12 protein-coding genes are annotated in these 14299 nt (G+C 60.4%); 4 read left to right on the top strand and 8 right to left on the bottom strand.

Annotated elements, in window-relative coordinates:
• The first annotated feature begins 313 nt into the window (after positions 1 to 313).
• Positions 314 to 2248: a BCCT family transporter gene (locus tag AC07S6_RS16435; protein ID WP_229999343.1), complete on the top strand. Its 1935-nt coding sequence runs from the start codon at positions 314 to 316 to the stop codon at positions 2246 to 2248.
• Positions 2249 to 2416: 168 nt separating this feature from the next.
• Here the strand turns inward: AC07S6_RS16435 and choV are convergent, their stop codons facing one another.
• The 3 genes from choV to AC07S6_RS16420 all read right to left on the bottom strand — a co-directional run bounded on the left by choV (position 2417) and on the right by AC07S6_RS16420 (position 5454).
• On the bottom strand, positions 2417 to 3595 hold the full coding sequence (gene choV, locus AC07S6_RS16430) for a choline ABC transporter ATP-binding protein (protein WP_054922367.1): 1179 nt from the start codon (positions 3593 to 3595) through the stop codon (positions 2417 to 2419).
• Positions 3592 to 4437 carry a choline ABC transporter permease subunit gene (gene choW, locus AC07S6_RS16425; protein WP_003194913.1) on the bottom strand — a complete coding sequence of 282 codons (846 nt, stop codon included), beginning with the start codon at positions 4435 to 4437 and terminating at the stop codon, positions 3592 to 3594. The genes choV and choW overlap by 4 nt, the downstream gene beginning before the upstream one ends.
• Before the next feature lie 69 nt (positions 4438 to 4506).
• Positions 4507 to 5454 (bottom strand): choline ABC transporter substrate-binding protein, encoded by a 948-nt coding sequence (locus AC07S6_RS16420; RefSeq protein ID WP_034128893.1) that lies wholly within the window; start codon positions 5452 to 5454, stop codon positions 4507 to 4509.
• Between the two features lie 416 nt (positions 5455 to 5870).
• Here AC07S6_RS16420 and AC07S6_RS16415 point away from each other — a divergent pair, with 416 nt between their 5' ends.
• Together AC07S6_RS16415 and gbdR are read left to right on the top strand one after the other, a co-directional pair.
• Positions 5871 to 7247, top strand: a complete 1377-nt coding sequence (locus tag AC07S6_RS16415) for an L-serine ammonia-lyase (RefSeq protein WP_014720257.1) — start codon at positions 5871 to 5873, stop codon at positions 7245 to 7247.
• A 494-nt stretch (positions 7248 to 7741) separates the two neighbouring features.
• Positions 7742 to 8845 carry a choline metabolism transcriptional regulator GbdR gene (gene gbdR / locus AC07S6_RS16410; protein ID WP_003194907.1) on the top strand — a complete coding sequence of 368 codons (1104 nt, stop codon included), beginning with the start codon at positions 7742 to 7744 and terminating at the stop codon, positions 8843 to 8845.
• An 87-nt stretch (positions 8846 to 8932) separates the two neighbouring features.
• On the opposite strand, the gene AC07S6_RS16405 is transcribed toward gbdR, so the two are convergent.
• The 5 genes from AC07S6_RS16405 to AC07S6_RS16385 form a co-directional block, all read right to left on the bottom strand.
• Positions 8933 to 9196: a hypothetical protein gene (locus tag AC07S6_RS16405; RefSeq protein ID WP_105228800.1), complete on the bottom strand. Its 264-nt coding sequence runs from the start codon at positions 9194 to 9196 to the stop codon at positions 8933 to 8935.
• Between the two features lie 222 nt (positions 9197 to 9418).
• Positions 9419 to 9913: a thioesterase family protein gene (locus AC07S6_RS16400; protein WP_014720255.1), complete on the bottom strand. Its 495-nt coding sequence runs from the start codon at positions 9911 to 9913 to the stop codon at positions 9419 to 9421.
• Between the two features lie 101 nt (positions 9914 to 10014).
• The gene (locus AC07S6_RS16395; protein ID WP_060763975.1) at positions 10015 to 10980 is read right to left on the bottom strand and encodes an L-carnitine dehydrogenase; all 966 of its coding nucleotides are present in this window, start codon (positions 10978 to 10980) and stop codon (positions 10015 to 10017) included.
• Between the two features lie 143 nt (positions 10981 to 11123).
• Positions 11124 to 12011 carry a 3-dehydrocarnitine:acetyl-CoA trimethylamine transferase CdhC gene (gene cdhC / locus AC07S6_RS16390; protein ID WP_034128888.1) on the bottom strand — a complete coding sequence of 296 codons (888 nt, stop codon included), beginning with the start codon at positions 12009 to 12011 and terminating at the stop codon, positions 11124 to 11126.
• 86 nt (positions 12012 to 12097) lie between these two features.
• Positions 12098 to 13042 (bottom strand): choline ABC transporter substrate-binding protein, encoded by a 945-nt coding sequence (locus tag AC07S6_RS16385; protein ID WP_034128887.1) that lies wholly within the window; start codon positions 13040 to 13042, stop codon positions 12098 to 12100.
• Positions 13043 to 13236: 194 nt separating this feature from the next.
• On the opposite strand from AC07S6_RS16385, the gene AC07S6_RS16380 reads away from it, so the two are divergent.
• Positions 13237 to 14181, top strand: a complete 945-nt coding sequence (locus AC07S6_RS16380) for a GlxA family transcriptional regulator (protein ID WP_019817453.1) — start codon at positions 13237 to 13239, stop codon at positions 14179 to 14181.
• The last annotated feature ends 118 nt before the right edge of the window (positions 14182 to 14299 follow it).

The raw sequence follows: 14299 nt of genomic DNA, 5'->3' as shown, positions 1-14299 counted from the left end.
GAACGTTCAATCAACAAAGAATAAGATCTGCGACAAATGGTCGCTGCCTACAGATGTTTCCTACCTGCGAGCTGCAACCTTCGACACCTGCAAAAACCCTTGAAACAGGCCACTTCAGAGCCTGATCACCGCTTAGGCGGGCTCAAGAATTTTGGGGTGTCTTTATAACACCCGTCCGTCGACTGCCGAAAAATCGATGTCCCGGGATAACCGTTGCCTTGTGTTTCTCTCTCGCACTGCCTGGAGCATCTGCGCCATGAGTTCTGCCTCTCTTATAAAGACCCCACCGGAAAAGGTCCGGGTCAACGGTTGGGTGTTCTACACCTCCACCGCGCTGATTTTATTGTTGACCGCCATTCTGATCGTCGCCCCGCAGGAGGCCGGGCGCCTGCTCGGTGTCGCACAGGCCTGGCTGTCGAAAAGCTTTGGCTGGTACTACATGGTGGTCATCGCCGCCTACCTGGTGTTTGTGGTCGGCCTGGCGTTTTCGTCCTATGGGAAACTTAAGCTGGGTGCGAAGGACGATACCCCAGACTTCAGCTACGGCGCCTGGGCCGGCATGTTGTTCTCGTCGGGTATCGGTATCTCGCTGTTGTATTTCGGTGCGTCCGAGCCGTTGGACCACTACTTCAACCCGCCCGAAGGCGCTGCCGCCAGCAATGGCGCGGCACGCCAGGCGCTGCAGCTGACCTTCCTGCACTGGGGCCTGCACGGCTGGGCGATCTATGCGCTGGTCGGCCTGGCCGTGGCGTACTTTGCGTACCGTCACAACCAACCGCTGGCACTGCGTTCGGCGCTGTACCCGCTGGTGGGCGAGCGTTGGGTGAAGGGCGCGGCGGGGCATGCTGTAGACGGTTTCGGCATGTTCGTGACCCTGCTGGGGCTGGTGACCAACCTGGGGATCGGCTCGATGCAAGTGTCGTCGGGGCTGGAAAACCTGTTCGGCATGGAGCACAGCAATACCAATTTGCTGATCGTGATCATCGTGATGAGTACCGTGGCGACCATTGCCGCCGTGTCGGGTGTGGAAAACGGCATTCGTCGTCTGTCCAACCTCAACATCGTGCTGTTCAGCGGTTTGCTGATCTTCGTGCTGTTGTTCGGCCCTACCTTGCACCTGCTCAATGGCTTGGTGCAGAACACCGGTGATTACCTCAACGGTATCGTGCTGAAAACCTTCGACCTGTATGTGTACGAAGGCGACGGTGCCAAGACCGAACGCTGGATGGGCCTGTGGACCTTGTTCTACTGGGCTTGGTGGATTTCCTGGGCGCCATTTGTGGGCATGTTCATCGCGCGTATTTCCCGTGGTCGCACCGTGCGCGAACTGGTGGCTGGCGTATTGCTGATCCCGCTGGGCTTTACCCTGGCGTGGCTGTCGATCTTCGGCAACTCGGCCCTGGACCTGGTGCTGAACCACGGGGCGGTGGAGTTGGGCAAGACGGCGCTGGAGCAACCGTCCATGGCCATCTACCAACTGCTTGAGCATTACCCAGCGTCGAAAGTGGTGATCGGCGTGTCGATCTTCGTGGGCTTCGTGCTGTTCCTGACCCCGGCGGATTCCGGCGCGGTGATGATGGCCAACCTGTCCTGCAAAGGCGGCAATGTGGATGAGGATGCGCCGCACTGGTTGCGTATCTTCTGGTCGGCGGTGATCACCCTGGTGACCATCGGTCTGCTGTTTGCCGGCAACTTCGAAGCCATGCAAACCATGGTGGTGCTGGCGGGGCTGCCGTTCTCGGTGGTGCTGGTGTTCTTTATGTTCGGTTTGCACAAGGCCATGCGCCAGGACGTGGCCACCGAACAGGAGCAGGCGCAATTGGCTGAACGCGGGCGTCGTGGTTTCAGCGAGCGCTTGACGGCGCTGGACCTGCAACCGAGCCAGGCCACCGTGCAGCGCTTTATGGACAAACACGTAACGCCGGCGTTGGAAGAAGCCGCGAGTGCGTTGCGTGATCAGGGCCTGGAAGTGCAGACCCTGCTGGGCAAATCCAAACGCTGCATCGGCGTGCGGATCGAGATGGACGAGGGTAACCCGTTTGTCTACGAAGTGAGCCTGGATGGCTACTCGGCGGCGCCGGCTGACCTGCCTGAGGAAGAGCGCACCCGTTACTACCGTGCCGAGGTGTACCTGCACAACGGGCCGCAGGAGTATGACCTGATGGGCTTCACCCAGGAACAGATCACCCGGGATGTGCTCGATCAGTTTGAAAGCCATCGGCAGCTCCTTGGCCGGGTCTATAGCTGATAGTTGAGCTGGCGGCGCCCTCACTGGCGCCGCTGTTGCAAGCATTGAATGCGGTCGAATGTGGGAGCTGGCTTGCCTGCGATAGCAAGGGTGAATCCAACATAGCTATCGCAGGCAAGCCAGCTCCCACACTGACCCAGTTTTTTCAGTAGGTTTTGCAGGGTTGCCTTAACCCAGGTTCTTGCCCAGCAGGGCGTGGTAGAGCTCACTGTCTCCCAAAATCCCTACCACCTTGTTGTTGTCATGCAGCACCAGCTTGTTCCCTGTCTGGTAGCGAATCTGCAACGCATCGCGCATGCCGATGTTCGAGTCCACCAGCGTTGGTACGCGGCCCAGGCCTTCCACGGCTTGCCCTGGCGCCCAATTCTGCAGGTTCATCGTCACGCCATTCTGGCGTGCGCCCTGAATGGTGTTGCCTTCAGCCAGGTCCAGCCAAGAGTCGCCACCCGGATCAAGGCACACCGAACCATTCACACGCGTGCAGTTATCCAGGGTGCGCATCAGGCTGCGCCCGCACAGCACGTTCAACGGGTTGGTATGCGCGACGAAGGTGCGCACATAGTCGTCCGCCGGGTTCAGCACGATCTCTTCCGGCACGCTGTACTGGATGATCTTGCCGTCTTTCATGATCGCAATACGGCTGCCGAGTTTGAGTGCTTCATCCAGGTCGTGGCTGACGAACACGATGGTCTTGCTCAACTTGCGTTGCAGTTCCAGCAGTTCATCTTGCAAGCCTTGGCGGATCAGCGGGTCGAGGGCCGAGAAGGGTTCGTCCATCAGCAGGATATCGGCGTCCATCGCCAGGGCGCGGGCCAGGCCGACGCGCTGCTGCATACCGCCGGACAACTCGTCGGGCTTCTTGTTGCGCCATTGGCTCAGGCCCACCAGTTCGAGTTTCTCGTCCACCAGTGTGCGTCGTTCTTTCTCTGGCCGGCCCTGCATCTCCAGGCCGAAGCTGATGTTCTCGCGCACCGTCAGCCAAGGCATCAGGGCGAACTTCTGGAACACCATGGCGATGCGTTTGGTGCGCATCATTTTCAGCTCTGCGGGGGTGCAGGAGGCGATGTCGATCTGACGCCCTTCATGCTCCACAAACAGCTGGCCACGGCTGACGGTATTGAGGCCGTTGATGCAGCGCAGCAAGCTGGATTTGCCTGAGCCCGAGAGGCCCATCAGCACACAGATCTCGCCTTTCTCGATATCCAGGCTGGCGTTCTCGACGCCGACGATCTGCCCGGTCTTCTTCAGGATTTCGTTACGGCTCATGCCCTGGTCCAGCAGCTTGAGCGCTTCGCGTGGGTCTTTGGAAAAGATCACGTCGACTTTGTCGAATCGGATAATGCTCATGCATCACCCCCTACTTTAGCGTCGGGTTGTTTGCAGATACGGTCGAGCATGATGGCGAGCAACACAATGGCCAGGCCCGCTTCAAAGCCCAGGGCAATATCGGCGGTGTTGAGTGCGTTGACCACCGGCTTACCGAGGCCGTCGGCGCCTACCAGGGCGGCGATCACCACCATCGACAGCGACAGCATGATGCATTGGGTAATGCCGGCGGCGATGCTCGGCATGGCGTGGGGCAGTTCAATGCGCGAGAGCAACTGGCGGCGCGAGCAGCCAAAGGCCTTGCCGGCGTCCATCAGCTCTTGCGGCACATCGCGGATACCCAGGTAGGTCAGGCGGATCGGCGCGGCAATCGCGAACACCACCGTGGAAATCAGCCCAGGCACCACACCCAGCCCGAAGAGGGTCAGGGTAGGGATGAGGTAGACGAAGGTCGGCACGGTCTGCATCAGATCGAGTACCGGCCGCATCATGGTGTAGAACATCGGCTTATGCGCGGCAACAATGCCCAGCGGCACACCGATGACCACGCAGACCAGAGTGGCGAACAGCACCTGCGCGAGGGTTTCCATGGTTTCCTGCCAGTACCCCAGGTTGAGGATCAGCAGGAAGGAGGCGATGACAAAAACAGTCAGTCCCCATTTACGTTGAATAAAGTGAGCCAGCAGCGCAATCAGACCGATCAATGCCAGTGGATTGAACCAGGTCAGCGCAAACGTCACGCCGTGGATCATCGTTTCCAGTGTCGATGCGATTGCGTCGAAGTAGTTGGCACCGTGTTGGGTCAACCAGTCGACGAAGGCAGCGATGTACTGGCCTAGTGGGATTTTCTGTTCAGTCAGCATGGTAGTGAATGTCCACATGCGAAGGGGAAAACATCCCAGGCCAGCGCACCGGCCTGGGGTCAGCGGGTGCTATTTGGCGAGGTAAGCTTTAACGGCATCGAGCCCTGGTTTGCCATCAACGGTGGTGACACCGGCGAGCCAGGTGTCGAGCACTTGCGGGTTCTTCTGCAGCCAGGCCTTGGCTGCAGCATCGGCCTTCATCTTGTCGTCCAGGACGTTACCCATCAGGGTGCTTTCCATGTCGAGGGTGAACACCAGGTTTTTCAGCAACTGACCAACGTTGCTGCATTCCTGGGTGTAGCCTTTGCGGGTGTTGGTGTAGATGGTGGCCTGGCCGTAGTTGGGGCCGAACGAGTCGTCACCACCGGTCAGGTACTTCATCTTGAAGCGGGTGTTCATCGGGTGCGGTTCCCAGCCGAGGAACACGATGGCCTGGTTGCGCTTGGAGGCGCGTTCGACCTGGGAGAGCATGCCGGCTTCGCTGGATTCGACCACCTTGAAGCCGGCGGTTTTCAGGCCGAAGGCATCTTTGTCGATCAGCGTCTGGATGGTGCGGTTGCCATCGTTGCCCGGCTCGATGCCGTAGATCTTGCCGCCCAGCTCATCCTTGAATTTGGCGATGTCGGCGAAGTCTTTCAGTCCCTTCTCATACAGCGCCTCTGGGACCGCCAGGGTGTACTTGGCGTTCTCCAGGTTGGCGCGCACGGTTTCCACGGTGCCGGCATCACGGTACTGCTTGATGTCGTTTTCCATGGTCGGCATCCAGTTGCCGAGGAAGATATCCATGTTCTTGCCGTCGGCCAGGGACTTGTAAGTCACAGGTACCGAAATCATCGTGGTGCGCGGCTTGTAGCCCAGGCCCTTGAGGATCTCGCTGGTGGTCGCGGTGGTGACGGTGATGTCGGTCCAGCCGACATCGGAGAAGTTGACGGTCTTGCACTGTTCCGGTTCTGCGGCGTGTGCCACGACTGGCAGACTCAGCATGGCGGCCAACAACAACGAGGGTGAACCTTTCATGTGGGTAGACTCCTGTGTCTTTTCTGGCGGCATTCGCCGCGCTTTATAAGTGTTGCGGTTGGAGCGTGCGACAACAGCTCTGGCGCGGTGCCTTGCAAACGAGTCGAGACTGATCATGTACCAGTGAAAATCTGACGCCTACAGGGGGCGTCGTATCCAGTACAGGGAGGGTCGCATCCAGTACCGATGACGTCGCTTACAGGTTTTTCCGAAGGTAAAACTGCTGTTTTTACCCTTCTGCACCGCAAAAAACGGCCAAAACTGGCGTTCGCACGCGAGCGCCGCTGGTGAGCATGAGTGCGTCGGTGTGAGACGCCGTGATGACGAATAAAAGCTTGATGATGCCGCCATCTGGGCGATCTGAGCGTAGCACCTCGTTCAAGCCCGGCCCGTGCTTATCGAGGAGTTCCACGTTAATGGCTATCAGCGTTTTCGACCTGTTCAAGATCGGCATCGGGCCTTCGAGTTCGCACACCGTGGGGCCCATGCGCGCCGCGGCGTTGTTCGTTCAAGGGTTGCGTGAGCGTGGGTGGCTGGAACAGGTGCAGCGTGTCGAAGTGCAACTGTACGGCTCGTTGTCGGCCACCGGCATCGGCCACGGCAGCGACACCGCCACCATCATGGGCCTGATGGGCGAGTGGCCAGACGCAATCGACCCCACGCAAATCGGCGCCCGTATCCACACCCTGCGCGAAACCGACACGCTGCTGCTGGACGGGCGTTTGCCGGTGCCCTTTGTGTGGGCGCGGGATATGCGCCTGCTCGATGAGAACCTGCCGTTCCATCCCAATGCCATGACCCTGGTGGTGTTTGGCGAAAACGGCGAGTTGCACCGCGACACCTATTACTCGGTGGGCGGCGGTTTTGTGGTGGATGAAGCCCAGGCCCAAAGCGGTGTGGCGGACATGGACCGTACCGAGCTGCCTTATGACTTTTCCAGTGCCGTGGAGCTGTTGCAACTGTGCAAGACTCACAACCTGCGCGTTGCCGAACTGATGCTGGCGAATGAAAAAACCTGGCGCAGCGAAGAAGAAATCCGCAGCGGCCTGATGAAACTCTGGCGTGCCATGCAAGATTGCGTGGAGCAGGGCCTCAAGCACGAAGGCATCCTGCCCGGCGGCTTGAACGTGCGCCGTCGCGCTGCCAAGTTGCACCGCAGCTTGCAGGAGCTGAACAAGCCCAATGTGATCGGCTCGACCTTGAGCGCCATGGAATGGGTCAACCTGTTCGCCCTGGCGGTCAACGAAGAAAACGCCGCCGGTGGGCGCATGGTCACGGCGCCCACCAATGGCGCAGCGGGAATCATCCCGGCGGTGTTGCACTACTTCATGAAGTTCAGTGAAGAAGTCACCGAAGCCAACGTGGTCGACTACCTGCTGGGCGCGGCGGCGGTGGGCATCCTGTGTAAAAAGAACGCCTCGATCTCCGGTGCCGAAGTCGGTTGCCAGGGCGAGGTCGGTTCCGCGTGTGCCATGGCCGCAGCCGGGCTGGCGGAGATACTTGGTGCCACGCCGGAGCAACTGTGCAACGCTGCCGAAATCGGCCTGGAACATAACCTCGGCCTGACCTGCGACCCGGTGGGCGGCCTGGTGCAAGTGCCGTGTATCGAGCGCAATGCAATTGCGGCGGTGAAGGCGATCAACGCGGCGCAAATGGCGTTGCGTGGCGATGGCCAGCACTTCATCTCGTTGGACCGGGTGATCCGCACCATGCGTGATACCGGGGCCGATATGCATGACAAGTACAAAGAGACATCACGCGGTGGGTTGGCGGTGAGTGCGGTTGAATGTTGAGTCAATGATATCGCTATCGCAGGCAAGCCAGCTCCCACAGGGGAACGCATGTCAAAGGTGGGAGCCGGGCTGGCCCGCGATGGCTATAGTGCTGACACAATTGCTCACAAAGTGAACACCCCAGCCAAAATCGCCACCTTTTAGCGCGTCGCAAATAGATAAGTAGCTTCCGAACGAATTCCTACACGATCACACGCCTGATGTGCTTTGGGTGACAGACTCCTCCTACGCCCGCAAAGCGCCTTCCCACAAGTGCTACCGATCTGCTCACCCCCCTTGAACCCCGCCCGTTATGCGTTATATCCCGCACTTCACGCGTGGGCTCATATAGACGCATAAACAGGTCGTTTTCAGGAGTTCTTGAATAGCCATTCAATTTTAGGCATGGCATTTGCTCTATCAATTACAAAGCCTCTCCTTTTCAGGACGAGCGCAATAACAAGAGCCTCGCCTGAGGCCGCCACCCGCTTTGTGTGATGTGAGGAGATACCGCGATGACGTCGACCAACTCCGGGGCCCAACCCCAGAACCGTGCGCCTCAATCCATCGGCTTTTTGCTGCTGGACAATTTCACGCTGATTTCCCTGGCGTCAGCCGTGGAGCCACTGCGCATGGCCAACCAGCTGTCCGGCCGCGAGCTGTATCGCTGGACAACCCTGAGTGTCGACGGCAACCAGGTGTGGGCCAGCGATGGCCTGCAAATCACACCTGATGCCTCCATGCACAAAGCACCCGTGCTGGACACGGTCATCGTGTGCGGCGGCGTGGGTATTCAGCGCACCGTCACCCGTGAACATGTGTCGTGGCTGCAAAGCCAGGCACGCCAGTCTCGTCGCCTTGGCGCAGTGTGCACCGGCAGCTGGGCCCTGGCCTGCGCCGGCCTGCTCGACGGCTTTGATTGCAGCGTGCACTGGGAATGCCTGGCGTCGATGCAGGAAGCCTTCCCACGGGTGGCCATGAGCACGCGCCTGTTCACCCTCGATCGCAACCGCTTCACCAGCTCCGGTGGTACCGCGCCCCTGGACATGATGTTGCACCTGATCAGCCGCGACCACGGCCGTGAATTGTCGGCCGCCATCTCCGAGATGTTCGTGTACGAACGCATCCGCAACGAACAGGATCACCAGCGTGTGCCGCTCAAGCACATGCTTGGCACCAACCAGCCGAAGCTGCAGGAAATCGTCGCGCTGATGGAAGCCAACCTCGAAGAGCCAATCGACCTGGACGAACTGGCGGTGTATGTCGCCGTGTCGCGCCGGCAGTTGGAGCGGTTGTTCCAGAAATACCTGCACTGCTCGCCGTCGCGCTACTACCTCAAGCTGCGCCTGATCCGCGCACGGCAACTGCTCAAGCAGACGCCGATGTCGATTATCGAAGTCGCCTCGGTGTGCGGGTTTGTGTCTACGCCGCACTTTTCCAAGTGCTATCGCGAATATTTCGGCATTCCGCCACGGGATGAGCGCGTAGGCTCCAACACCACCCAGCAAGTAGCGATGATGCCGATTCCGCCGGCACTGGTGTTGTCACCGTTGTCGGGGCCGATGTCGGCGTTGAGCCAGGCGCGCAATGAGTCGACTTTTGCCAGTGTAAGGCTCTAGACCGAGCCGTCTGCATCGCAGGCAAGCCAGCTCCCACCTCGGAATGCGTTCCCCTGTGGGAGCTGGCTTGCCTGCGATGGCGGAGTTTCAGGCGCCAGAGTTCTGTTTGAACTGCATCAGCGCCGGCAGCAATTGCTTGTCGATCGCCTGCCTCACCGTTGGCAAAATCGTCGCGCTGCCGCTGTACATCTGTTCCACCATGCCCTTGAGCGCCTTGGCCCGCGCTTCGCTCAACCCGCGCACCGCACATTCGCAGGCCTGCTCGGCGGTAGCGCCGCTGGACACTTCAAAACCCAGGGAGCGCAGTTGGCTCAGCAGGTCATCCTGGTCAATCAAATCCGCGTGCATCATGACGGTCATCCTGGTGTAGGGAGCGGGAATGACTTGGATTCTGGTAGGCCCCAGGACTGGCGGCAAGGGCAGAATCCACCGATGGCTCGGATGGCTATGAACAGGTCGTTTTCGAGGTGCTTGACCCGGCCCGTAACGGGCACACTGAACCCAGGCACGCAGCTTGAAGGTTTGGTCACCCTCGAATGCACGGCTCACACAAAGCACTCTGCCCCGATCCCGTCACGGCTGGATCGGGGCTTTTTTTTGCGCGGGCAGCCCGATCACCCGGCCGAGTAGGGCTGGCCGGGGTAGATCGGCGTGTGCCTGGCTGAGAGCGATGAGTTTTTCCAGGGTCGCGCCGGCAAACGGCGCCGACTGCGGCCCGGCCAGATCGACATGCAGCAGCATCTGTTCGTTACCCGCCAACTCGCGCTCTTCGCCCACAAGGTGCAGGCTGTGATAAAGGTGCAGGCGCTTGGCGTCGTGGGCGATCAGTTGGGTATGCACCTCAACCTCGGCGCCGAGCTTTACCTCATGCAGATAGTTCAGGTGCAACTCCAGGGTGAACAGCGAGTGGCCGCTGGCTTCGCGGTTTTCGCTGTCCAGCCCCAGGGTGTCCATCAGCGCATCGGTGGCGTAGCTGAAGATCAGCAGATAGAACGCGTCACGCAGATGGCCGTTGTAGTCGACCCAGTCGGGCAGGATTTTAGTGGTGTAGGTGGTCAGTGCGGGCATGGCATGAATCCAATTCAGTGTGCGGTCAAATGTGCTGGCCGGCCTGCGATAGCAATGGTGAGGCCAACACCGCCATCGCAGGCAAGCCAGCTCCCACAGGGTTATTCGGCGAAGTTCATGCCGTGCTTGGCCTTGGTTGTTTTTACGGCTTCCAGCACCGCCAGCAGGCAGTCATCACGATAGCGCTCCAGCGCCGAGATGCTGTGGTTACCCAACTGCTCAGCGGTGCCATCGACCACATCATCAATCAGCTTTTCAGTCAATTCAGGCGCCGGTAGATAAGTCCACGGCAGCTGCAACGCCGGGCCGAACTGTGCCATGAAGTGGCGCATGCCGGCGTCGCCGCCCGCCAGTGTGTAAGTGAGGAAAGTGCCCATGAACGACCAGCGCAACCCGGCACCAAAACGAATGGCGTCGTCGATTTCGCCGGTGGTCGCCACCCCGTCATTGACCAGGTGCAGCGCCTCACGCCACAGCGCTTCCAGTAGGCGGTCGGCAATGAACCCCGGCACTTCCTTGCGCACATGCAAAGGGCGCATGCCGAGGGATTCATACACCTTGATCGCTGCCTGGATCGCCTCTGGCGCGGTGTTTTTGCCGCCCACCACTTCTACCAGTGGCAACAGGTAGACGGGGTTGAAGGGGTGGCCGACCACGCACCGTTCCGGGTGGGTAGAGCTTTCATAGAATTCGCTGGGCAACAGCCCTGAGGTGCTGGAGCCGATCAATGCGTTCGGCTTGGCCGCGGCGCTGATCTGGCTGTGCAATTGCAGCTTCAGCTCCAGACGTTCCGGGGCGCTTTCCTGGATGAAGTCGGCGTCCTTTACGCAGTCTTCGATGGTAGTGACAAAGCGCAGGCGGTCTTGGGAGGCGCCTGGTGCCAAGCCCTGTTGTTCAAGGGCTGGCCAGGCGTTGGCGACGCGTTTACGCAAGGCCGCCTCGGCACCGGGGGCGGGGTCCCAGGCCACTACATCCAGGCCATGGGCAAGAGCACGGGATACCCAGCCGCTGCCGATGACACCGCTGCCCAACGCAGCAAAGGTTTTGATTTCGGTGATAAAGCGCATGGCATATTCCTAAAGTGTTCGATGAGCCTTTGTGGGAGCCGGGCTTGCCCGCCATGGCGGCATTGCAGGCTACAAAGATGTGGCAGATTTACTGGCCTCATCGCGGGCAAGCCCGGCTCCCACAGGGTTGTGTGGTGTCTGTGTTAGCCGCGTTGGGTCAGGCCCATCTTGATGCGGCCTTCGGCTGGGGTCAGGACCCTTGCGCCTAACCGGCTGAGAATTTCACTGGCGCGTTCCACCAACTGCCCATTGGTGGCGAGCACGCCCTTGTCCAGCCACAGGTTGTCCTCCAGGCCCACCCGTACGTTGCCGCCCAGCAGCACCGCCTGCGCGGCCATTGGCATTTGCATGCGGCCAATGCCGAAGCCGGCCCACACCGCGTCGGCGGGCAGGTTATCGACCATGGCTTTCATGGTGGTGGTGTCGGCCGGTGCGCCCCAGGGAATGCCCAGGCACAGTTGGAACAGCGGGTTATCCAGCAGCCCTTCCTTGATCATCTGCTTGGCGAACCACAGGTGGCCGGTGTCGAAAATTTCCAGCTCGGCCTTTACGCCCAATTCCTGGATACGTTTGGCGCCGGCACGCAGTTGCGCCGGGGTGGACACGTAAATGGTGTCGCCATCGCCGAAGTTCAGCGTGCCGCAGTCCAGGGTGCAGATTTCCGGCAGCAGTTCTTCAACATGGGCCAGGCGGGTCAGCGGGCCCACCAGGTCGGTATTGGGCCCGAACTCCATGGGATTCTCGCCGCCACCGATCTCCAGGTCGCCACCCATGCCGGCGGTGAGGTTGACGATGATGTCGATGTCGGCCTCGCGGATGCGCTCCATCACTTCGCGGTACAGCGCGACGTCGCGACTGAACTTGCCGGTCTCGGGGTCGCGTACGTGGCAATGCACGACCGTGGCGCCGGCCTTGGCGGCCTCCACGGCAGCGGCGGCGATTTGTTTGGGGGTGACCGGCACGTGGGGGCTTCTGGCGGTCGTGTCGCCAGCACCGGTGAGTGCGCAGGTGATGATGACGTCGTGGTTCATGAGGCGGTTCCTTACAGGCGGGTGATTTCAAGGCGCAGGGCGCCGTTCGCAACCTTCAGGGGTTGCGAAGCGGTGATCTGGATGGGTTATTTCGTGGTCAATTGCAGGTTGGCAGCAGCCGGTTTGCCGTCGAAGGTGGTCACACCCTCCAGCCAGCGCGCCTGGTCTTGCGGGTGATCCTTGAGCCACTGCTTGGCGGATTCGATGGCGTCCTTGTGGTCCAGCAGCGGTTGCATCATGCGGCTCTCGTCGGCGGCGGTGAACGTCAGGTTGGTCAGCAGCTTATGCACGTTGGGGCACTGCTCGGCGTAGGCCGGCGCGGTCACGGTCCACACGGTGGCCATGCCTTCGTTCGGGCCCAGGGCGTCTTCGCTGCCGGTGAGGTAAGTCATCGCCACATTGACGTTCATCGGGTGCGGTGCCCAACCAAAGAACACCACGGCTTCCTTGCGGCGCACGGCACGGTCTACGGCCGCCAACATGCCGGCTTCGCTGGATTCCACCAACTGGAACTTGCCCAGGCCAAACTGGTTCTTGGCGATCATCGCCTTGATCTGCGTATTGGCGCCCGAGCCCGGCTCGATGCCATAAATCTTGCCGCCCAGCTCTTTCTCGAACCTGGCGATGTCGGCAAAGGTTTTCAGGCCCTTGTCCGCCAGATAAGTCGGCACTGCGAGGGTGGCGCGGGCGTCTTCCAGGCTGGGTTTTTCGAGGACCTTGACTTGCTTGGCGTCGACGAACGGCGTGATGGTTTGGGTCATCAGCGGGTTCCAGTAGCCAAGGAACAGGTCCAGGCGCTGATCACGTATACCGGCAAAGATGATTTGCTGCGAGGCGCTGGTTTGTTTGGTTTTGTAGCCGAGGCCGTCGAGCAGCACCTGGGCCATGGCGCTGGTGGCGATGACGTCGGTCCAGTTGACCACGCCCATGCGTACGTTCTGGCATGAAGCGGCATCCGCTGCCAGGGCGTTAGTGCTCAAAATGGCGCTGGCGCTGAGTGCAAGTACGCAGCGGCTGATCAGTCGGTTCATGGGTGGAGCCCTCGGCAGTCGTTATTGTGGGTGCCGGCGTCTTTGTGCGCCGTGGGATCACGTTACGCAGCTTGGCGCCCCGCAAAGCGCACGGCGGCGACCCACTCTTGCACTGCAGCGACCTGGGCTCTTGAATGGCCGGTTGAACTGGCGTATCACAGTGAGCACGCTGCCCGTACGACGAGAGCGCCACCATGTCCCAGGATGTCTATTTCTTGCTGATGCCGGGGTTCTCGGCCCTCGGTTTTATCTCCGCGCTGGAACCGTTGCGCGTGGCCAATCGCTTTCGCGGCGAGCTGTACCGCTGGCACATCTTGAGTGCCGATGGCGGCGCGGTACTGGCGAGCAACGGCATGTCGGTCAACGCCGATGCCGCGCTGGAACCGTTGAAAAAAGGCGCGACCTTACTGGTGGTGGCCGGCTTCGAACCCCTGCAGTTCGCCACGCCCGCCCTGGAGCATTGGCTGCGCCGCCTCGACCATGAGGGTGTGACCCTCGGTGCCATCGACACCGGCGCCTGCGTGCTGGCCGAGGCGGGCCTGCTTGACGGCCACCGCCTGACCTTGCACTGGGAAGCCATCGACGCCTTCAAGGAGGCCTATCCGCACCTGAGCGTGACCCAGGAACTGTTCGAAATCGACCGGCGCCGCATCACCTGCGCCGGCGGCACCGCGTCCATCGATTTGATGCTCGATCTCATCGCTCAGGCCCACGGCCCGGAACTGGCGATCCAGGTTTCCGAGCAATTCGTACTCGGCCGCATCCGCCCGCGCAAGGACCACCAGCGCATGCAGATCGCCACGCGCTACGGCATCAATAACAAGAAACTGGTGCAGGTGATCGGCGAAATGGAACAGCACACCGAACCGCCCCTGAGCACCTTGGCCCTGGCCGAAACGATCAAGGTCACCCGACGCCAACTGGAGCGGCTGTTTCGCCTGCACCTGAACGACACCCCCAGTAATTTCTACCTGGGCCTGCGCCTGGAAAAAGCCCGCAAACTGCTGCGCCAGAGCGACATGAGCGTGCTGGAAGTGAGTATTGCGTGCGGGTTTGAGTCTCCGTCGTATTTCACCAGGAGCTATCGCGCAAGGTTTGCCAAATGCCCGCGGGAGGATCGGCGACGGGAGGTGGTTTGATCGTTTTTTAGTCAATTATAGTGGGGGCTATAATTTATAGTCGTTTCCATAATTGGGTATAAAACTCCTTTAATCGCGCCGCGATAACACCGTCATCGCACCGCCCCTCCCACGTTGA

Source organism: Pseudomonas sp. GW821-FHT07B01 (assembly GCF_059419065.1).
This window is presented reverse-complemented; position numbering and strand designations above follow the sequence as displayed.

What these genes read in the sequence shown, in the direction of transcription:
- choV (WP_054922367.1), bottom strand. Translation starts at nt 3,595, where the DNA reads ATGAGCATTATCCGATTCGACAAAGTCGACGTGATCTTTTCCAAAGAC.
- choW (WP_003194913.1), bottom strand. Translation starts at nt 4,437, where the DNA reads ATGCTGACTGAACAGAAAATCCCACTAGGCCAGTACATCGCTGCCTTC.
- AC07S6_RS16420 (WP_034128893.1), bottom strand. Translation starts at nt 5,454, where the DNA reads ATGAAAGGTTCACCCTCGTTGTTGTTGGCCGCCATGCTGAGTCTGCCA.
- AC07S6_RS16415 (WP_014720257.1), top strand. Translation starts at nt 5,871, where the DNA reads ATGGCTATCAGCGTTTTCGACCTGTTCAAGATCGGCATCGGGCCTTCG.
- gbdR (WP_003194907.1), top strand. Translation starts at nt 7,742, where the DNA reads ATGACGTCGACCAACTCCGGGGCCCAACCCCAGAACCGTGCGCCTCAA.
- AC07S6_RS16405 (WP_105228800.1), bottom strand. Translation starts at nt 9,196, where the DNA reads ATGATGCACGCGGATTTGATTGACCAGGATGACCTGCTGAGCCAACTG.
- AC07S6_RS16400 (WP_014720255.1), bottom strand. Translation starts at nt 9,913, where the DNA reads ATGCCCGCACTGACCACCTACACCACTAAAATCCTGCCCGACTGGGTC.
- AC07S6_RS16395 (WP_060763975.1), bottom strand. Translation starts at nt 10,980, where the DNA reads ATGCGCTTTATCACCGAAATCAAAACCTTTGCTGCGTTGGGCAGCGGT.
- cdhC (WP_034128888.1), bottom strand. Translation starts at nt 12,011, where the DNA reads ATGAACCACGACGTCATCATCACCTGCGCACTCACCGGTGCTGGCGAC.
- AC07S6_RS16385 (WP_034128887.1), bottom strand. Translation starts at nt 13,042, where the DNA reads ATGAACCGACTGATCAGCCGCTGCGTACTTGCACTCAGCGCCAGCGCC.
- AC07S6_RS16380 (WP_019817453.1), top strand. Translation starts at nt 13,237, where the DNA reads ATGTCCCAGGATGTCTATTTCTTGCTGATGCCGGGGTTCTCGGCCCTC.